The 19,336-nt window shown below is 64.1% G+C and carries 15 protein-coding genes; 13 read left to right on the top strand and 2 right to left on the bottom strand.

Features of this window, described 5'->3' with window-relative positions:
- Positions 1 to 332 precede the first annotated feature (332 nt).
- On the bottom strand, positions 333 to 1,463 hold the full coding sequence (locus M1P90_RS19985) for a VIT1/CCC1 transporter family protein (protein WP_483697057.1): 1,131 nt from the start codon (positions 1,461 to 1,463) through the stop codon (positions 333 to 335).
- A 403-nt stretch (positions 1,464 to 1,866) separates the two neighbouring features.
- Here M1P90_RS19985 and M1P90_RS19980 point away from each other — a divergent pair, with 403 nt between their 5' ends.
- The 9 genes from M1P90_RS19980 (at position 1,867) to M1P90_RS19940 (ending at position 12,202) form a co-directional block, all read left to right on the top strand.
- Positions 1,867 to 2,613, top strand: coding sequence for a dolichyl-phosphate beta-glucosyltransferase (locus M1P90_RS19980; protein ID WP_483697056.1), 747 nt, complete (start codon positions 1,867 to 1,869; stop codon positions 2,611 to 2,613).
- A 170-nt stretch (positions 2,614 to 2,783) separates the two neighbouring features.
- Entirely contained in the window at positions 2,784 to 4,004 is a 1,221-nt protein-coding gene (locus M1P90_RS19975) for a glycosyltransferase (RefSeq protein ID WP_483697055.1), read from the top strand.
- Between the two features lie 46 nt (positions 4,005 to 4,050).
- On the top strand, positions 4,051 to 4,380 hold the full coding sequence (locus tag M1P90_RS19970) for an STAS domain-containing protein (RefSeq protein ID WP_483697054.1): 330 nt from the start codon (positions 4,051 to 4,053) through the stop codon (positions 4,378 to 4,380).
- Positions 4,381 to 4,428: 48 nt separating this feature from the next.
- The gene (locus M1P90_RS19965) at positions 4,429 to 5,904 is read left to right on the top strand and encodes a PP2C family protein-serine/threonine phosphatase (protein ID WP_483697053.1); all 1,476 of its coding nucleotides are present in this window, start codon (positions 4,429 to 4,431) and stop codon (positions 5,902 to 5,904) included.
- Positions 5,901 to 6,326 carry an ATP-binding protein gene (locus M1P90_RS19960; RefSeq protein ID WP_483697052.1) on the top strand — a complete coding sequence of 142 codons (426 nt, stop codon included), beginning with the start codon at positions 5,901 to 5,903 and terminating at the stop codon, positions 6,324 to 6,326. The genes M1P90_RS19965 and M1P90_RS19960 overlap by 4 nt, the downstream gene beginning before the upstream one ends.
- Before the next feature lie 12 nt (positions 6,327 to 6,338).
- Positions 6,339 to 6,677 (top strand): STAS domain-containing protein, encoded by a 339-nt coding sequence (locus M1P90_RS19955; protein WP_483697051.1) that lies wholly within the window; start codon positions 6,339 to 6,341, stop codon positions 6,675 to 6,677.
- An 8-nt stretch (positions 6,678 to 6,685) separates the two neighbouring features.
- The gene (locus M1P90_RS19950) at positions 6,686 to 7,048 is read left to right on the top strand and encodes a response regulator (RefSeq protein ID WP_483697050.1); all 363 of its coding nucleotides are present in this window, start codon (positions 6,686 to 6,688) and stop codon (positions 7,046 to 7,048) included.
- Positions 7,049 to 7,067: 19 nt separating this feature from the next.
- Entirely contained in the window at positions 7,068 to 7,610 is a 543-nt protein-coding gene (locus M1P90_RS19945; RefSeq protein ID WP_483697049.1) for a heme NO-binding domain-containing protein, read from the top strand.
- A 152-nt stretch (positions 7,611 to 7,762) separates the two neighbouring features.
- The gene (locus M1P90_RS19940) at positions 7,763 to 12,202 is read left to right on the top strand and encodes a PAS domain S-box protein (protein ID WP_483697048.1); all 4,440 of its coding nucleotides are present in this window, start codon (positions 7,763 to 7,765) and stop codon (positions 12,200 to 12,202) included.
- A 257-nt stretch (positions 12,203 to 12,459) separates the two neighbouring features.
- On the opposite strand, the gene M1P90_RS19935 is transcribed toward M1P90_RS19940, so the two are convergent.
- Entirely contained in the window at positions 12,460 to 12,759 is a 300-nt protein-coding gene (locus M1P90_RS19935; RefSeq protein ID WP_483697047.1) for a hypothetical protein, read from the bottom strand.
- A 172-nt stretch (positions 12,760 to 12,931) separates the two neighbouring features.
- Between M1P90_RS19935 and M1P90_RS19930 the strand changes: the two genes are divergently transcribed.
- From M1P90_RS19930 to M1P90_RS19915, 4 genes are all read left to right on the top strand, one after another.
- The gene (locus M1P90_RS19930; protein WP_483697046.1) at positions 12,932 to 14,215 is read left to right on the top strand and encodes a M16 family metallopeptidase; all 1,284 of its coding nucleotides are present in this window, start codon (positions 12,932 to 12,934) and stop codon (positions 14,213 to 14,215) included.
- Between the two features lie 204 nt (positions 14,216 to 14,419).
- A complete protein-coding gene (locus M1P90_RS19925) occupies positions 14,420 to 15,499 on the top strand; it encodes a hypothetical protein (RefSeq protein WP_483697045.1) in 1,080 nt (359 codons plus the stop codon).
- Positions 15,500 to 16,474: 975 nt separating this feature from the next.
- On the top strand, positions 16,475 to 17,293 hold the full coding sequence (locus M1P90_RS19920; protein WP_483697044.1) for a class I SAM-dependent DNA methyltransferase: 819 nt from the start codon (positions 16,475 to 16,477) through the stop codon (positions 17,291 to 17,293).
- Positions 17,290 to 19,317, top strand: a complete 2,028-nt coding sequence (locus tag M1P90_RS19915; RefSeq protein WP_483697043.1) for a hypothetical protein — start codon at positions 17,290 to 17,292, stop codon at positions 19,315 to 19,317. Before M1P90_RS19920 ends, M1P90_RS19915 begins: the two co-directional genes overlap by 4 nt.
- Positions 19,318 to 19,336 lie beyond the last annotated feature (19 nt).

Genomic DNA, 19,336 nt, shown 5'->3' with positions numbered 1-19,336 from the left:
CGGTTTGCAGAGCAATAGAACGCTTATATGCTGGAAGAACGCATTGTAGCGCGGAAAATGCAACTGCCTTCTGCATCCTGCCGACTGCAAACTGCTAGAGAACCTTCGTGCCTTCGTGTCTTCGTGGTGAAAATCTCCTCGTCTCGCTCATCAAACCCAATTCACGAAGCTGGTTTGTGTGCTTTATAGCGGTTTGCAGAGCAATAGAACGCTTATATGCTGGAAGAACGCATTGTAGCGCGGAAAATGCAACTGCCTTCTGCATCCTGCCGACTGCAAACTGCTAGAGAACCTTCGTGCCTTCGTGTCTTCGTGGTGAAAATCTCCTCGCCCTAGCCACTGATCGACACGCCAATCAGCCGGCCGATGGCAAACGTGATCGCCGCCGCCGCAAAGCCGATCAGCACCTGGCGCGAGCCCGAGCGCAGGACGCTCCGCCCGGTCAGCAGCGTGATCGCCGCGCCGATGCCAAACAGGCCCAGCCCGCACAGCGCCACGCTCACCACCACGGCGGTCAGCCCGCCGAGGAACAGAAACGGCGCAACCGGGATGATCGCGCCAAGCGCAAACAGAAAGAACGAGGTGAGCGCGGCTTCCCATGCCGAGCCGCCCAGCTCCTCGGGGTCGACGCCCAGCTCCTCGCGGGCAAGCGTGTCGAGCGCGTTGGCGGGCTCGGCGGTCAGGCGGGCGGCCAGCGCCTGCGCCTGGTCTTCGGGCAAGCCCTTGGCCTGGTAGATCAGCGCCAGCTCTTCCTGCTCCTCGGCGGGGTTGGCCGCCAGCTCGTCGCGCTCGATGCCGATCTGGCGTTCGTACAGCTCGCGCGAGCTTTGCACCGAGATCCACTCGCCCAGGGCCATCGAGAACGCGCCCGCCAGCAGGCCGGCCAGCCCGGCCACCAGCACGCCATTGCCGTTCATCTCCGCGCCGGCCACGCCCATCACCAGGCTGAAATTCGACAGCAGGCCATCGCTTGCGCCCAGCACCGCCGCGCGCAGGGCGTTGCCGCTGGCGGCGCGATGCCGGCCTTCAAGCTGCGCGATCGCGCTGCCTTCCATGCCGCCGCGCATGCCACCCACAATCGTCTGGATCAGGCGCGAGTGCGAGCGCTCCTGCGCGGCCATGGGCGTGGCGCGGCTTTCGGGCTGCGCGCGGTAGCCAGTGTCGTCGGCCTGCTCGAGCGAGGCAATTGTGGGCAGCACAAACTGCGCACCAAAGCGCCGCCCCAGCCAGATCAGCGTGCGCGTGCGCCAGCCGAGCCGGCGCTGTGGGATTGGCTGGCCGGCGGCGCGCAGCTGCGTTTCCCAAAACTGGGCGTGCTGCTCTTCGGTGGCGGCCAGGCGGCGGTAGACCTCGGCAAGCTGGGCTTGCTGCTCGTGGTCGGCAATCGCCCCGTACAGCGCGGCGCTCTCGATCTCGTCCTGCCAGTTCGTGCGGTAGCGGCCAATATCTTCTGCGCTTGCCATGGGCGTTCTCTTTCATTTGCAAAAGGCGTGTGGGTTTCAGCGGGGCATTATAGCAGTTAGCAGTCGGCAGTCGGCAGTCGGCAGGTGCAATCCGTGAGCGAAATATCTTCGCGCTCTTTGCGCTTTTTGCGGTTAATAATCCCTTCGTCATTCGTCGTTCGTCGTTCGTCGTTCGTCGTTCGTCGTTCGTCATTCGTCGGTCGTCCGGCCCGCGATCAAACGGCAACATTGCTGATACTGTTCCGCCTATGTCCAGTAATCTGGGCGTCATCCTGAATTCTATACGGAAAATCAACTACTTGCTATCCTAAAAACAGTTCGGCGACGGCCCGACGCGACACTTTTGAGGCTGAGGAGCAACGCAACTATGATTGATAGCGATGTGCAACTATACGACAGCTAAATGCAGTGGAAAAGTACGCCCGTGAGCGATGCGCCGCTGCTCTCGATTGTCATTCCCGCCTACAACGAGGCAGTGCGCATTGTTCCCACGATTGGCGCAATTGCTGCCCACGTTTCCGACCTGGGCTTCGAGTGGGAGCTGATCATCGCCGACGACGGCTCGAAGGACGAGACGGTGGAGCTGGTGGAAGAGCTGGGTTTCGCGAACCTGCGCGTGCTGCGCGCCGAGTGCAATGGCGGCAAGGGCAGCGCAGTGCGGCGGGGCATGCTGGCGGCGCGCGGCCAGTACATCCTGTTCGACGACGCCGACAACTCCACGCCGATTGAGGAGCTGGGCAAGCTGCTGGCGAAAGTCGCGCACGAAGATTACGACATTGCGGTGGGCTCGCGCGCGGCCAATGGCGCGGAAGAAGCGCACCGCTCGGCCCTGCGCCAGCTGATGAGCAACGGCCTGCGCTGGATCGTCAAGCACGTATTCCGCATTGGCGTGCGCGATACACAGTGCGGCTTCAAGCTCTTTTCGCGCACGGCCGCCCAGCGCCTGTACCGCTCGCAAACCATTGCCGGCTTCTCATTCGACCTTGAGATCCTGTACCTGGCCGCGAAGTTTGGCTACCAGGTGGCCGAAGTGCCCGTGGCCTGGATCGACGCACCCGGCTCGAAAGTCGATGCGCTGAAAGAAGCGCGCCGCTTCATGCGCGACCTGCTGAAGATCAAGTGGAACGACCTGCGCGGCGTGTACGTTTAGCGCATTTTCAAACGACCTGTACGGGTGCCTGCGGCGCTCGTTCAGCAGGCGCCTCGGCATAATCGTAAATCGGGTGCCCCCTGGGCGAATCGTAAATCGAAAATGCACGAGGCCCGCCCTGCCACCCCGCGACTCCTGATTATCAACCCATTAGCACAACGAGGCCCATCATGCGAGTTGCTTTTGTTTCAACCTACGCCCCCAGCACCGGCACGCTCAACGAATACGCCTATCACTTCGTCAAATTCCTGCGCCAGAAGCCCGACGTGCGCGAAGTGATTGTGCTGGGCGACGAGCTGCCCGACATGCCGAACGCAACGATTGTGGATACCAGCCCGGGCATGGCACCGCTGCGGCGGCTGGCCTGCTGGCGCTTCGGCGGGCTGACGAATGCCTGGCGCATTCTGCAAGCCGTGCGCGCCGAGCAGCCCGACGTCGTGCTGTTCAACATCCAGTTCGCCACCTTTGGCAGCGGCAAAGTCCCGGCCTCGCTGGGCCTGCTTGCGCCGGCGATGGTGCGGGCGGCCGGCTTCCCCTGCATTGTGCTGCTGCACAACATCATGGAAACGGTTGATCTCAAGCAGGCCGGCTACAGCGCCAACCCGCTCAGCGAGCGCATTATTCGCCTGGCTGGCGCGGCGATCACCCGCATGCTGCTGCGCGCCAACCTCGTCGCGCTCACCATCCCCAAATACGTCGAAATTCTGGAAACGACCTACCACGCGCAGAACGTCCTGCTCGCGCCGCATGGCACCTTCGAGCAGGCCCCGCCGCCGCCAACCTTCACAGGCGATGGCCCGCTGCAAATTATGACCTTTGGCAAGTTTGGCACCTACAAAAAGGTCGAAATTCTGATCGAGGCGTTCAAGCTGCTGCAAGCGCGCTACCCCGGCCTGGAGCTGGTGATCGCCGGCACCGACAGCCCAAACGCGGCCGGCTACCTTGAAGGCGTGCGCGAGGCCCATCCCGAGCTGCACGGCATGCGCTTCACGGGCTATGTTTCCGAGCAGGAAGTGCCGCAGCTGTTCTACGACTCCAGCGTGGTCGCCTTCCCCTACGACAGCACCACCGGCAGCTCGGGCGTGCTGCACCAGGCTGGCAACTATGGCCGCGCCGTGGTGATGCCCAACATTGGCGACCTGGCCGAGATCATTGCCGAAGAAGGCTATGTCGGCGAATTCTTCGAGCCGGGCGACGCCGCCAGCCTGGCCGCCGCGCTCGACCGCGTGCTGGCCGACCCGGCGCACCGCCAGGAGCTTGGCATGCGCAACTACCTGGCCGCCTGCGGCCTGCCGATCTCCGACGTGGTCGACTGGTACCTGCTCCACGCGCAAACGCTGCTGCGGGGCCGCCACGCCACGCCGCGTGTGCCCAGCACACGGGCCGCCTGAGCGCGCCACTCGCCCTTTCTCATTACACATCCAACAGGAGAAACCGATGACCATCCATGCCCAATCGCAGGGCGCGATCGAGATCGTGAACCTGCGCGGCCGCTTCGATGCCCATATGGCCCCACAGCTCAAAGAATGGCAGGACAGCACCACCGACCGCAACCATGTCGTCGTGAACCTTGCCGGCGTGACCTTTATCGACTCGTCGGCGCTGGCGATGCTGGTGCGCGGCCTGAAGCGCTGCCGCCAGCAGGGCGGCGATGTGCACCTGTGCGCCATGCAGCCGCCCGTGCGCATTATTTTCGAGCTGACCAAGCTCGACAAAGCCTTCAGAATTTTCCCGACCGAGCAGGACGCCGTCGCTGCATTTCGCTAATGTCTGCGGTTGGCAGCATCATCAGTTCGCAAGAATGGGATAGACACTGTGTTTAGAGCGTATCGTGCACATCTGGCGGCGCTGGCCGACACCTGGCTGGTTTCTGGCGCGCGCGGCTTCTACCTCACCCGTGGCAGCCAGGTTCAGATGCAATGGGGTGATACTGAGCTGCCCGGCCTGTCTGCGCCCATCCATCAGGGCCGCGAAACGGTGGGCGAAATCGGCGTGAGCGGCATCTCTGGCCGCGCCGCCGAGCAGCGCCTTGCCGCCGATGCACGGCTGCTGGAGCAGCTGCTGGCCCGCGAAAGCGAGCTTCAGCAGATGACCAGCGAAATGGTCGAAATGCAGGATCAGCTGCTGGCCTTCTACGACCTGATGCGCGCCACGCGCGGCGCGATCGGCATTGAAGAAATGCTGCACCTGCTGGCCAGCGAAACCATGCGCCTGGCACAAGCCGAGGGCGCGCTGTTCCTGATGGACGACATGTGCGCCCACTACCCAAGCCCGCGCATCGCCGCCGATGTGCTGGCTGAGAAGTTTGCCCAGCTGCGCGCCAGCGGCCACGAGCTGGTGGCGGGTAGCGGGGCCGACGAGGAAAGCGAGCCGCTGACCTTCTGCCTGCTGCCAATGACCATTCAGGGCGAAGTGCGCGGCGCGCTTGGCCTGATCAATACGCCGGCCTTGTTTTCTGCGCCCGAGCTCAAGCTCGCCCGCGCCATGGCCGAGCACGCCAGCTCCCAGATCGAGCAGGCGCTGCTGCACCGGGAGCTGCTGGGCCAGGCGCGCCTGCAGGCCGAAATGGAAGTGGCGCGCAAGGTGCAGCTGCAAATGCTGCCCCAGCACCGCCCCAGCCTGCCCTCGCTGGATGTGTATGCATCGTCGCGGCCGGCGCGCGAGGTTGGCGGCGATTTCTACGATTTCGTGGTGCAGCCCGATCGCCCGCTGATCGCCATTCTGGGCGATGTTTCGGGCAAGGGCATCTCAGCGGCGCTGATTATGGGCATGATCCACGCCATTACCAACAGCGCCGCGCGCTTCATGCCCGTGCCCGACCCGGCGGCGATCTTGTCGCGCGCCAACGAATACCTGTACGACGATTTCACCACGCTCGACACCTTTGCCACGGCATTTGTCTGCTCGTACAACCCGGCCGAGGCGCGCATGGATTATGCCAACGCCGGGCACGCCCCCGTGATCTTCCGGCCGGCCGGCGGCGCGTCCGAATTGCTGGAAGGCGATGGCGTGCCGGTGGGCGTGCTGCCCATGAGCCTGAGCCAAACCCAATCGGTCGCCTTTGGCCCTGGCGACATTCTTGTGGTGGCCACCGATGGCTTCAGCGAAGCAGCCAACCTCACTGGCGAGATGCTGGGCTACGAACGCCTGCTCGAACTGGTCGACACGCTGGCCGCAGAATCCGCTGAGCAGATTGGGCTCAAGCTCTTCGAGGCGGTGCAGGCCTTTGGCGCGGGCCACGAGCAAGACGACGACCAGACCGTTATTGTCATAAAGGGGGTAAGGCGATGAGCCAGGCAACTATACTGCTGCGGCTCCAGATCCTGGCCGAACACCAGTACTTAAATGTTCTTGGCGCCTGCATCAGCAGCCTGATCGAGCGATTAGACAACGTCGACGACGCGGAAATACTCAGCTACAACGTGCAGCTTGGCGTCAACGAAATTTTCGCCAATATTGTGGACCACGCCTACGCCGGCCAGGCTGGCCACTGGGTCGATATCGTCTTCAGCCTGCACGACGAACCGCGGCAGTTCATTATCGAGCTGCACGACAGCGGCTGCGAATTCAAGCCCGATTGCGTGGCCGCGCCCAACCTCGACGACATCCAGATACGCGGCTATGGCCTGTTCCTGGTGGAGCAGCTGATGGAACAGGTGGAATATCAGCGCCGGCCCGACGGCAACCACTGGCACTTAGCAAAACATCTGTAAGGAGAAACCGAAATGGACATGCAAGTAACGGAACATATCGTGCGCATCATGCTGGTGGCGCCGCACCAGCGCATCGACGCCTTCAGCGCGCCCAAGCTGCGCGCCCGCCTGGATGGCATGCTCGAACAGGGCACCACCCGTTTCGTGCTCGATCTTTCGGCGGTGCCGTTTCTCGACAGCGCCGGCATGGCCGTGCTGGTGAGCCTGCTGAAGCGCACTCGCCAGCTTGGCGGCGATGTGCGGCTGGTGTGGCCCACCGAAGAAGCCGCCAAGCGCATTCTGCGGCTCACCAAGTTCGATCAGGTCTTTACCATGGCCGAAAGCGTCAGCGCCGCAATGAAAGATTTTTGAGGCACGCCATGGCGATTGTTCTCGTAGTCGACGATTCACCCGTCAGCCAGCGCCTGCTGAGCTACACCCTGCAGCGGGCCGGATACACTGTTGTGATGGCCTCGAATGGGTGCGAGGCGCTCGATATTCTGAATGTTCAGCTTGTCGATCTGGTGATTTCCGACCTTGCCATGCCCGAGATGGACGGCCTGAGCCTGCTCGAAGCCATTCGCGCCGACCAGGAGCTGCGCGATCTTCAGCTGGTGATGCTGACGGCCAGCGGGCAGGAGCACGATCGCTCGCTGGCCGAGGCGGCTGGCGCCAGCGACTTCCTGACAAAACCCACCAGCACGCGCGATCTGCTGGCCACGGTTGGCCGGCTGGTCGGCTAACTCAACGGAGCAAAACAATATGTACGGACTAGTCAACAAAGCCGTAGAGCAAATGGTGTGCAGCCACTTCAACCCCGAAACCTGGGAAGCGATCAAACAGCACGCCGGGGTCGATATTTCGACATTTGTGTCGCTGCGGCCCTACCCCGACGACATCACCTACCAGCTGGTCGATTCGGCGCACCACACTGTTGGCCTGAGCCACGCCGACATTCTGCGCGCGTTTGGCCGCTACTGGGTGCTGTATACCGCCACCGAAGGCTATGGTGAGCTGCTCAACGTCACCGGGCGCACGTTTGAAGAGTTTATGGAAAACCTGCCCAACCTGCATACCCGCGTGAGCTTTAGCTACCCGCAGCTTGTGCCGCCAACCTTTGATACCGAGCCGTTTGAAGGTGGCGTGCTGGTGCACTACTACTCCGATCGGCAGGGCCTCGCGCCCATGGTCGTTGGCCTGCTGGAAGGGCTGGCCGAGCGTTTCCAGACGCTGATTGCTATCGAAATGATCGCGAGCCGAGAGGCAGGTGACGATCACGAAATCTTTCGGATCGACTATAAATAATGCCAATAGTGGCGCAGCGCCACTCGGTGGGGCCGCGTGTCGCGAGAAGCATAGACCTGTACTGCTGCGCCGAGTGAAATACCCGGCGCAGCATTTTTGTGCGAAACGGCACGGCGGCCCACCCACGAAGAACTGCCAGATTGTGTAACACTATGAACAGCATCAGCACAGGACTTTCCGCTGCCGAGCTTAGCGCGCTCTTCCCATTTCACTTCGTTGTGGATGAACATCTGCGCGTGATGCAATTTGGCGCCTCGCTCGCGCAGCTTTGCCCAACGATCGAGCTGGGCAAGCCAATAACCGATTTCTACAGCATTCGCCGCCCGCTGAATACGGCGACCTTTGCTGCAATCAGCCGGCGGCAGAAAATGGTGTTTTTGCTCGAAGCTGTGCAGGGCGGCCCGCAACTGCGCGGCCAGATGCTGCTGATTGCAAACGGCTCGCTGCTGGCCTTTCTTGGCTCGCCCTGGCTGACGAATGTTGACGAGCTTGGCGCGGCCGGGCTCTCGCTCAACGACTTCGCCGTGCACGACCCAATCGCCGACATGCTGCTGCTGCTGCGCTCGGAGCGCACCGCGCTGAGCGATTCGGTGACGCTGGCCGCCCAGCTCGAAGCACAGCGCGGCGAGCTGCTGGCGCGCAACCACGAGCTGCAGGAAGCGCAGCAGCGCTATCGCAACCTGCTGGCCGCCGCCAACCGCCAGGCGCGTGAGCTAACGCTGCTGGAGCAGGTGCGCAGCGCGCTGGCAGTCGAAACCGACCTCGCGCAGATATTCAGCACCGTTGTCGAGGCGATCTCGCGCGCCTTTGGCTATGCGCTGGTGAGCCTGTTTTTGCGCGAAGGCGATGATCTGGTGTTGCAGCACCAGAAGGGCTACGACCAGATGCTCATGCGCGTGCCGCCTGGGCAGGGCATTATTGGCCGGGTGGCGCAGAACGGCAAGCCCGTGCTGATCGAGGATGTGCAGAACGACCCAGACTATATTGGCGTGTACGAAGGCATTTGCGCCGAGCTGTGCGTGCCGCTCTTCAACCAGGGCGTGGTCGCTGGCGTGCTCAATATCGAAAGCACCGCCGAGCAGTCGCTTACCATCGATGATTTGCGCCTGATGACGGTGATGGGCGAACAGATCGATATTGCCATCAACCGGGCCTGGCTGTTCGCCGAGGCGCGGCGCGAACGCGACTTCAACACCGCGCTGGTCGATACGCTTGGCAGCCTGGTGGTTGTGGTCGATCGCGCCGGCCAGATCGTGCGTTTCAACCAGGCGTGCGAGCGAATCACCGGCTACACATTCGATGATGTGCGCCACACGCAGATCTGGGAAAAGCTGGTTGCGGCGGAAGATATCGCCGGGGTTCAGGCGCGCATGGCGATCATGCTGGCTGGTGCGCTGCCCGAACCCGATGAGAGCTTCTGGCTTACGCGCAGCGGCGAGCGCCACTTGATTGCATGGTCGTATGCGCTGCTGCGCGACGCCAGCGGCCAGCCCGAATATTTTATTGGCACTGGCATCGATATCACTGCGCAGCGCCAGGCCGCAGCCGCCCTGCACGATAGCGAAAAGCGCTACCGCGAGCTGGTGGATAACAGCCAGGGCCTGATCTGCTCGCACGATCTCGACGGCGTGCTGCGCTCGATCAACCCGGCGGCGACTGCGCTGCTGGGCTACAAGACGCATGAGCTGATCGGGCACAATCTGCGCGATTTCCTCACCCCAGAGGCGCAGAAATACTTCGATACCTACCTGCACGAGATCACCACAAAGCGCGTGGCCAACGGCCAGCTGCATATTTTTACCAAAGACGGCGATACGCGCGTGCTGCTGTATCGCAACATGCTCTACGCCGAAGATGGCGAAACGCCCTATATCATGGGCTATGGGCAGGATATTACCGACCTCAAGCGCGCCGAGGAAGCGCTCAGCGCCAGCGAAGCGATCTTGCGCAGCTTCTACGATAGCACGCCCCTGATGATGGGCGTTGTCGAGCTGCAGGAAGACGATATCCTCCACTTGTCCGATAACAAAGCCACTGCCAGGCTGTTTGGCCGCACGCAGCAGCAAATGCGCAATCAGCGCGCCAGCGCCATGGGCGTGCCGCCCGAGCAGCTGGCGCTTTGGGTCAAGCACTACCGCGAAAGCCAGCGGCGCGGCGGCCCGATGACATTTGAGTATAAGCAGGCAGACACTGGCATGACGCGCTGGTTTTCGGCCACTGTCTGCCCGATCAACCTCGCCGCCGGCTCTACCACGCGCTTTTCCTATGTGGTTGACGACACCACCTCGCGCAAGATGGCCGAGGCCGCGCTGCGCGAAAGCGAAGCCCGCCACCGCACGCTGATCGAGCAGTTGCCGGCGATTATCTACACCGCCGACCTCGATCCGACCAGCCCCACGCGCTATGTCAGCCCGCAGATCAAGGATATTCTGGGTTTCACGCCAACCGAATGGCTGGCCGACCCGAACCTGTGGCTCGAGCAGGTGTACCCCGACGACCGCCCAGGCGTGCTGGCGGCGGTGGGAAAGGTGCAAAACAGCACCGAGTCCTATTCAAGCGAATACCGCGCCATTCGCCGCGATGGCGAGATCATCTGGCTGCGCGACACGGCAAAAACTGTCTACGATGTACATAACAACCCGCTGTTTATGCAGGGCCTGACCATCGATATTACCGAGCAGCGCCGGGCCGAAGAAACCCGCGCCCGGCTGGCCGCCATCGTCGACTCATCGGGCGATGCGATCATCGGCGTGGGGATGGACAGCCGGATCATGAGCTGGAACGCTGGCGCCGAGCGCATGTGCGGCTACGACGCCAAGGAAGTGCTTGGCCGCTCGATTCTGAAAATGGTGCCCGCGAGCATGCGCAACGAGCGCATGGCCCTCTACGATGAGCTGGCACGCGGCGACGAGGTGGTGCATAACGAGACGGTCTGGAAGCATAAAGATGGGCAACTGATCGATGTGGCGCTCACGATCTCGCCGATCAAAGGCGCGGATGGTTTGGCGGGCTTTGCGATTATTGCGCGCGATATTACCGACCGCAAGCTGGCCGAGGCCGAGCTGGCACAGGCCCGCGATGCCGCGCTGGAGTCGTCGCGCCTGAAGTCGGAATTCCTTGCGACCATGAGCCACGAGATCCGCACCCCAATGAATGGCGTGATTGGCATGAGCGAGCTGCTGGTTGACACAACGCTCGACGAGACGCAGCGCGAATTTGTGGATACCATCAATAGCTCGGCCCAGGCGCTGCTCACGATTATCAACGATATTCTTGATTTCTCGAAGATCGAAGCCGGGCATATTTCGCTTGCGATCGAGCCACTGTCGATTGCCGACCTGATGGCCAGCGTGGTGAGCCTGATGAATGGGCGCGCGCGCAGCAAAGGGCTTTCGCTTGTCACCGAGATCAGCGCCGATGTGCCAACACAGCTCGCAGGCGATGCCGGGCGCTTGCGGCAGATACTTTTGAACTTGATCGGAAATGCCGTGAAGTTCACGCATCAGGGTAGTGTGTCGATGCGCGTTGAAACCGAACAGCGCGAGGCCGATATGCTTGTGCTGCGCTTCCTGGTGAGCGATACCGGTATTGGCATCCCGGCCGCCGCGCAGACGCGCATGTTCCAGCCCTTCACTCAGGCCGACGGCTCGGTGACGCGCAAGTATGGCGGCACGGGCCTGGGCCTGGCGATTAGCCGCAAGCTGGTTGAGATGATGGGCGGCGAGATTGGCTTTGCAAGCACCGAAGGCGAGGGCACAACCTTCTGGTTTACGGCCCGCGTTGGCATTGTGGAAGGCGCGCCAGCCGCCGCGGAAACGCCAAAGCCGCAGCTGCCACAGCCTGCCAGCAACGCGCGCGGGCGCATTCTGCTGGTGGAAGATAACCCGGTGAATGTTCAGATCGCGCTGCGCCAGCTTCAGCGCCTGGGCTACAGCGCCGATGTGGCCAACAACGGCCGCCAGGCGCTTGAGCGCCTGTTCGGGGCCGAGCATAATTACCGCATGGTACTGATGGATTGCCATATGCCCGAGATGGATGGCTTTACAGCAGCACGCACTATTCGCGCCCACGAAACCGGGGCGGACATGCCAATTATTGCCATGACGGCGAGCGCGCTCCAGAGCGATCGCGATGCCTGCCACGCGGCGGGAATGAACGACTTCCTTGCGAAACCGGTGCAGCTTGCCGAACTGGGGCGCATGATCGAGCGCTGGGTGCTGCCAAGCGCAGCGCCGAGCCCGGAACTGCGCGCGCCGCGCCTGGTGGATTTGCGCGTGCTTGAGGAATTGCGCTCGTTTGACACGGGCGATGTGGCGATGTTCGATGAGCTGATGCGCACGTACCAGGACGAGGTGCAAACGCAGATCAGCGCGATTCGCGAGGCGCACAGCACCGACGATATGCTTGGGCTGGCGCACGCAGCGCACCGCCTGCGCGGCAGCAGCGCCTATTTTGGCGCGACACGCCTGGCCGAGCTGTGCGTTGAGCTGGAGCGAGCCGGCAAGGGCGGCGAGCGCCACACGGCCCGCGCGCTGGCCGCCGAAGTCGAACACGTAGCGCGCCAGACCCTCGAAATGCTCGAGGCGCTATAGCAGGAGGCAGGAGGTTGCTGGCGTTCCAAAGCCTTTGTGCATCAACAAAGCCGGCGCATGTGCAAAGGTAAGTCTGCCGCGCCGGTTCCTCGGCACGAATCAAAAGGGCCACCCGAAGTAACGGGCGGCCCTTTGTATTCTGGCAGCGCGCCAGCTTACAGCATTCGTCACAATGGATGAGCCGTCAATCTTGTACGCGATAGCTTTCTGATGCCTTAGTGCTGCTGCCGACTGGCTTCTGCTGACTGCCGACTGCTCTAGTGCTGAGTTTCGCTCGAAGTAGCTGCCGATTCGTCTTCCGCACCGGGCTGGCGGTTCACACCATCCCAGCTCCACGCGATTGGCGGGGCGGGCGCGCGCGGGGCGGCGGCTGTTTCCGTTTCGGGATCGAGCGTGATGCGCGTAGCGATAAAAATCGTCGCAAAGAAGATGATGAAGATGGCCGACACAACAATGAGTGTAAGGGTGCTTTCGGTTTCGGCCAGCTTGGCCAGCACGACCGAAAAGGGGAAGATCGCCATTGCAATGGCGACAACAGTGCCAAGTTTACTATACACAACATCCTCCCGGGTGTAGCGATTCTCTGGCCGCGATTATAGCATAGATTGCCCGCGCACCCGGCCTCAGCCCCTACCCCCGCCACTGCCCCGATATTCGGCGTATAATGGTAACGCCTGCTGCACCGGCGCGGCGGGCGCACGCACGCGAATAGCTATTGATTGGAACTTCATGCTGCATACTGTTACCCTGCCCGGCGGCCTGCATGTGCTCGTCGAAGAGCTGCCGCACACGCATTCTGTGTCGGTTGGCTGCTTTGTGGGCGTTGGCTCGGGCCACGAAAACCCGCCCGACTGCGGGATCTCGCATTTCATTGAGCATATGCTGTTTAAGGGCAGCCGCAAGCGCCCCAACCCGCGCCTGATCTCGGATGCGATCGAGGGCATTGGCGGCATCCTCGACGCCTATACCAGCTTCGAGTCCACCGTCTACTACGCAAAAGTGGCCGATATTCACTTCGACCGCGCGGTGGATGTGCTGGCCGATATGCTCCTGTTCCCCTGCTTCGACCCGCGCGATGTCGAGAAGGAGCGCCGCGTGATCGCGGAAGAATTGCGCGCTACCGAAGACACGCCTTCCGAACTGGTGCACCTGCTGCTCGACGGCGCGATGTGGGGCGACCAGCCGCTGGGCCGCGATATTGCCGGCGACGAAGCCGCCGTGGCTGCTTACACCCACGCGCAGGTGCTGGCGCACTGGCAGCGCTACTACACGCGCGCCAACACCGTGATTTCGATTGCGGGCAACATCAGCGCCGAGCGCGCCGTGGCAGCAATTGCCCAGGCCTTTGATGCCTTGCCCGCCGGTGCGCCGGCATCGTTCGTGCCCAGCCAGCCGCCCCAGCCCGGCCCGGCGCTGGCGCTGCGCACCGACGACAGCGAGCAGGGTAATTTCTGCATTGGCTTCCCCGGCATCCCGCAGGACGACCCCGACCGGCGGGCGATGCAGGTGTTCGACACCATCCTGGGCGGCGGCATGTCGTCGCGCCTGTTTCAGGAAATTCGCGAAGAGCTGGGCCTGGCCTACAGCGTCGGCTCGTACAGCCGCGAGCATCACGATGCCGGCAAGTGGGTGGTGTATGGCAGCGTCGAGCCCGACAACCTGCGCCCCTGCGTGGAAACGGCCATGCGCGAATTGCGCGCCGCGCTCGCAAAGGGCATCACCGACGAAGAGCTGGCGCGCGTGAAAGAGCAGGTCAAGGGCGGCATGCTGCTTTCGCTGGAAGACACATGGTCGGTGGCGTCGCGCAATGGCTCGCACCAGCAGCGCTACGGCCGCGTCATCCCGGTCGAGCAGGTGGTGAGCGAAGTGGAGCAGGTGACGCGCGACGATGTGCTGCGCGTGGCCGGGCGCGTGCTGCAGGAAGGCGCGCTGCACATGGCGGTGATCGGGCCGTATGAAGATGGCGACGACCTGCTGCCGCTGCTGCACCTCGCGGAGCCGGCGGGCGCGTAGTGCGCTTTCAGCGCGGGGATAGGGTATGGGGTTTGGGGATTGCGATGCATAACAAAGCTTTTCCCTGCCCCAATCTCATTTTGAACTGCACGAGCAAGGCCCGCTTCACCTTCGGTTCACACCGCTATCACCCCACGCTGCCCGCCCGCGTAGTATGATCATAGCCGACCCGGCCCAACATCGTGGCCGGAAAAGGAGATGATCATGAACATCGGAATGTATCGCGGGTGGGCGGCCCGTGGCGCGGCGGCGCTGGCGCTGGGTTTGCTGCTGGCGGCCTGTGGCGCACCGGCGGCCAGCACGCCCACTGCCCTTCCCGCCGCCACCAGCGCGCCCGCTGCAACGGCGGCCCCGGCAGCGACCGCTGCTCCCGCTGCGCCGACAAGCGCGCCCGCCGCAACTGCCGTGCCCGCCGCAACTGCCCTGCCCGCCGCGACCAATGCCCCGGCGCCGACGAGCGCGCCCGCCGCAACCAGCGCGCCCGCCGCAACTGCCGCCCCTGCGGGGAGCACAGCCGGCGCGGTGCAAACGCTGCTCGACTACTACAACCACATCAACCAGCAGGAATACGACGCCAGCTACGCGCTGTGGGCGAACAACGGCGCGGCCAGCGGCCAGTCGCTCGATCAGTTCAAAACAGGCTTCGCCAAAACCGTGCGCGTGGACGTGATGTTGGGCGAGCCAGCCCCCGCCGCCGATGGCACAGTTGCGGTTCCGGCCACGATTCTTTCGGTGGTCAACGCGCCCGGCATCACCGCCGACCAGACGATTGAGCAGTACACAGGCACCTACACGCTGGCCCCAGCCGCGAGCGGCTGGCAGATCGCCAGCGCAAACATTGCCGCCGCCAATGGTGGCGCGCTGCCGCCCGCCGAGCTGGCCACGCCCGCAAGCGCGCTGAACGCCTTCTACGCGGCGATTACCAGCCATGCGCTGGCCCACGCCTTTACGATCTGGAATGGCAACGGCCAGGCCAGCCAGCAGACTTTCGAGCCGTTTGCCGCTGGCTACGCCCAGACGAAGAGCGCGACGGTTGCGCTTGGCACGGGGCAGGAGCAGGGCGCGGCTGGCTCGCTGTACAGCGAGATTCCTGCGGTGGTGCAGGCCACCAGCGCCGACGGCAGCCAGCAGACTTTCTGCGGCACCTATACGATGCGCCGCGCCAACGTGCCGCCCTTCGACAAGCTGGGCTGGCATATCGAGGGGGCAAAGATTGCGCCGCACGCAGCGGTTGCGCCGGGCAGCCCCGAAGAGCAGCAGCTGCTGACAAATGGCTGCGCCTAGCAGGTTGCTCGGGCCGCGAGGCCGTTAGAGATGAACATCAAGCTATTTGGAGTGCAGGTCGCTCGGGCCGCGAGGGCACATTGGTTGCTTGAACTGCAAAGCTCGTGGCGCTTTCAGCGCAGGTCGCTCGGGCCGCGAGGCCGCTGGGGCTTCCCGCCCCAGCACCCCGGCCAGGAACTTCGCCCCTGGACCCGAAATGATCGTGGTTGACGATTGCGAAGCTGTGCGCTCATGCCTCCGTTGTGCCATTGGGCTGGCATCTGCCGATCAGCCTTGTACTGGTTTTCATGTTCGCCGCAAGGCATGACAACTTGCGTTCGTTTGATACCGGCACTCTTTGCCGGAAGGGTTTTAGGGGAACCGGCAAGGGTTCCCCTAATCGGGGGCACGGGGGCGAAGCGCCCCGAAAAGAAGCCAAACAAGCTCCTATCGGGGCAGACACCAGGGCACGGGGGCGAAGCGCCCCGAAAAGAAGCCAAACAAGCTCCTATCGGGGCAGACGCCAGGGCACGGGGGCGAAGCGCCCCGAAAAGAAGCCAAACAAGCTCCTATCGGAGCAGACATCCGCGCCAGCGCATTGTCATCTCTGCGGCTTTGTAGCAGCCCCCCTTTTATGGTATACTGCGCCGCAATAACAGGCCAGATCCAGGAGTAGTAGGCGCAATAGCAGCGAGCGGCCGGGTGGTGCGAGGCCGCGCCCGCGCCGAACTCGCCTGGGTGAGCGCCGGGCCAGGGAATGGCGGCCGTTGCCAGCGCGCAATCGCCGCAGGTAGTTGGCCCCGGGTGCGCCCGATAGCGCGCAATGCGAGGGCAGCGGCCACACGCCGCCGCCGAAGCAGGGTGGTACCACGAGCACACGCCTCGTCCCTGGCATGGGGCGGGGTTTTTTGTTGAGTTTTCAGTTCTGAGTGCTGAGTTCCGGCGTTGCTGCTCACACATCACCACGAAACTCCTCATTCATGGGCTGAAAATAGTATGCCTGAAGCGGAGATCTACCAGTCGTACGCGGCCGTGTACGACGCGATCGGGCAGGCGCGCCTGGGCGCGCGGCTGGCAGCGTGGGCGCTGGAATGGCTGGCGGCGCGCGGCGAAACCCCTGCGCACGTGCTCGACCTGGCGTGCGGCACGGGCGCGGCGGCGCAGGTGTTTGCGGCGGCGGGCAGCTATGTCGCTGGCGTCGATCGCTCGCGCCCGATGCTTGAGATCGCCCGTGGCCGCGCGCGCGACGCCAGCCAGGCAATACGCTTTCTGGAAGGCGATATTCGCGATGTGCTGCGGGCAGGAGCGGGGCCAGACAGCACGGCATTGCAGGATGGCGACAGCGCAGCTTTTTCCATCCATCCCGCGCACTTCGACCTGGCCACATGCTTCTACGACAGCCTGAACTACCTGAGCGCCGACGGCGACCTGGAGCGGGTGTTTGGCGGCGTGGCGGCGGCGCTGCGGCCGGGCGGCTGGCTGATCTTCGACGTGAATACCGAGGCGGTGTTCCGGGCCTACCACGAGCGTGATATTGTGACGCACGACGGGCCGGACATTCTGGTGTACAACCAGATTCACTATCAGCACGACACGCGCCTGGCCGCGGGCCGGATTGTGTGGTTTGTGCGCGAGCTGGATCGCTGGTGGCGCGGCGAGGAAACGCACGCCGAGCGCGCCTGGACCGATGCTGAGCTGCGCGCCGCGCTCGATTCGGCTGGCATGGCGCTGGTGGCGCGGCTGGCACCCGGCGGCGAGCCGGCCAGCGACGCATCGTTTCGGGTGATCTACTGTGCGCGGAAGGGGCGGGAGTGAAGGCCGAAACACAAGAGCTGCGGCTGCAGCGCGCAAGCGCGGCGCAAACGGCAGTGCGGCAGTTGCTGGCGGCGGTTGTGCGCGCGCTGGCGACATTGCGCGACTGGCGGCTGGCCTTGCTGCTGGGCGTGTGCGTGCTGCTGCTGGTGCTGCTGAACCAGGCGCCGCTGAGCTACGACATCAAGGTCGGCAAGGATCGCGGGCCGGGCAGCGACTTGCCGTTTCTGTCGAACTTCAACGACCCCGAGGGCGACGGCGACGCGAGCTTCCGCTGGTCGCGCGGCGATGCCGACATTACGGTGCCGGGCCTGGGCGGGCGCGGCGCGCTGCTCTCGTTCGATGTTATTTCGCACCAGGGCCAGCAGCAGGGCGGCGACACAGGCGCGCTCGACCTTGCGCTGCCCGACGGCGCAACCGTGAAGCTGGCGCTGCGCCCTGAGCCGGCGCGCTACTATGTGTATGTGCCGGCCAGCCCGCTCGACGGCGCGCTCCATGTGGGCCTGCACAGCACGCCCTGGCAGCAAGCCGGCGACCGGCGCGAGCTGGGCGTGGCGATTGGGCAGGCGCTCCGTGTCGATAGTGTGCGCGATGGCGTTGTGCTGCCGGGCGCGGTGATGCTGCTGGCATGGCCGCTGGCGCTGGCGCTTCTGTGGCTGGCGCTGCGGATCATGGGCTTTGCGGCGCGGCTGGCGCTGGCGCTGCTGCTGCCGCTGGCGGTGGTCATTCCGCTGCTGCTGCTCGTCGATGCCCCGCACCTGGGCTTTGGTGTGCCGTGGGTGTTGCAGGCGGGCGCGCTGGCGCTTCTGTGCGCCGCGCTGAGCGCCTGGCTTGCGCCGCCGCTGCTGCGCTGGCTTGGCACAAGCGCGCCGCCGCACATCCTGCGCTGGCTGCTGCTGCTGGTGACGATCAGCTTTGTGCTGAAGTATGCGGCGCGGCTCTACCCGGCCTCGATGGGCGGCGACATCCAGCTGCACATCAACCGCTACACGGCGGCGCTGAACGGCGAGCTGTTTGTGGTGGCGCGGCATCGCGGCCTGCCCTTTCCGTTCCCGCCCGGCCTGTACCTGATGCTGGCACCGTTCACGCTGCTGGGCGCACCGATCCGGCTGGTGTTTCAGCTGGCGACGGGCGTGTTCGAGGCCAGCACGGTGCTGCTGCTGTACGCGCTGGTGGCGCGAACCACCGCCAGCGCGCGCGTGGGCTTGCTGGCCGGCGCGATCTACGCGCTGACGGCGGCGGGCTACATGACCAGCTGGTTTGCGTTTGAAACGCAGGTGGGCGCGCAGTGGTTCGAGGTGGCGCTGGTGCTGCTGGTGGCGCTGCGCTGGCCGCGCCTGGCCGACGGCCCGGGCTTGCTGATGCTGATCATCATTCTGGCGGGCGTGTTTCTCGGCCACATTGGCCTGTTTATCAACGTGTCGCTGCTGGGCTTGCTGCTCGCGCCGATCCTGTGGTGGCGCGCCCGCGATGCAGCCGAGCGGCGGGCGGCTGGGGCGATTGCGCTGGCGGGCGTGCTGGTGGGTGCGTTTGTCGCGCTGTTTTACTACACGTCGTTTCTGGATGTGGTGCTGGCGCAGCTTGGCGGCGTGGCCGAGGGCGGTTTGAATGGCGCGACCGGGCGGGCGGCGATTCCGCGTGAAACCAGCCTGCGCGTGCTGTGGGAAGGCGGCCTGATCACGCACTATGGCTTTTTCCCGGTGCTGCTGCTCATCCCAGGCGCGCTGCTGATCGGGCGCGGGCGGCTGGGCCGCGTGGTCGCGCCGCTGTTCTGGCTGACGCTGCTGATTAGCGCGTCGCAGGGCTTGCTGCCCTTCGTTACGCTCTCGTCGATCACGACGCGCTGGCTGATGTTTGCCGGCTGGGCGGTGGCCGTGGCCGGCGCGATCGGCCTGGCGATGCTGTGGCGGCGCGGGCGCTCGGCGCGCGTGGTGGCGCTGGCGATGGCGGCGTATGTGTGCTGGCTGACGATCGGCGTGTGGATGAATGCGATGGCGCTGCGCTTGCCGCCAATCGAGCCGTTCTAACTCACCGCAGAGGCACAGG

The sequence above is a fragment of the Kouleothrix sp. 19917 genome, assembly GCF_057073505.1.
Note: the sequence above shows the minus strand (reverse complement) of the source record. Positions and strands in the feature narration are given on the sequence as shown.

Coding starts and splice junctions, on each gene's coding strand:
- M1P90_RS19975 (WP_483697055.1), top strand. CDS start 2,784: ATGCGAGTTGCTTTTGTTTCAACCTACGCCCCCAGCACCGGCACGCTC.
- M1P90_RS19940 (WP_483697048.1), top strand. CDS start 7,763: ATGAACAGCATCAGCACAGGACTTTCCGCTGCCGAGCTTAGCGCGCTC.
- M1P90_RS19945 (WP_483697049.1), top strand. CDS start 7,068: ATGTACGGACTAGTCAACAAAGCCGTAGAGCAAATGGTGTGCAGCCAC.
- M1P90_RS19960 (WP_483697052.1), top strand. CDS start 5,901: ATGAGCCAGGCAACTATACTGCTGCGGCTCCAGATCCTGGCCGAACAC.
- M1P90_RS19930 (WP_483697046.1), top strand. CDS start 12,932: ATGCTGCATACTGTTACCCTGCCCGGCGGCCTGCATGTGCTCGTCGAA.
- M1P90_RS19985 (WP_483697057.1), bottom strand. CDS start 1,463: ATGGCAAGCGCAGAAGATATTGGCCGCTACCGCACGAACTGGCAGGAC.
- M1P90_RS19970 (WP_483697054.1), top strand. CDS start 4,051: ATGACCATCCATGCCCAATCGCAGGGCGCGATCGAGATCGTGAACCTG.
- M1P90_RS19950 (WP_483697050.1), top strand. CDS start 6,686: ATGGCGATTGTTCTCGTAGTCGACGATTCACCCGTCAGCCAGCGCCTG.
- M1P90_RS19955 (WP_483697051.1), top strand. CDS start 6,339: ATGGACATGCAAGTAACGGAACATATCGTGCGCATCATGCTGGTGGCG.
- M1P90_RS19980 (WP_483697056.1), top strand. CDS start 1,867: ATGCAGTGGAAAAGTACGCCCGTGAGCGATGCGCCGCTGCTCTCGATT.
- M1P90_RS19925 (WP_483697045.1), top strand. CDS start 14,420: ATGAACATCGGAATGTATCGCGGGTGGGCGGCCCGTGGCGCGGCGGCG.
- M1P90_RS19920 (WP_483697044.1), top strand. CDS start 16,475: ATGCCTGAAGCGGAGATCTACCAGTCGTACGCGGCCGTGTACGACGCG.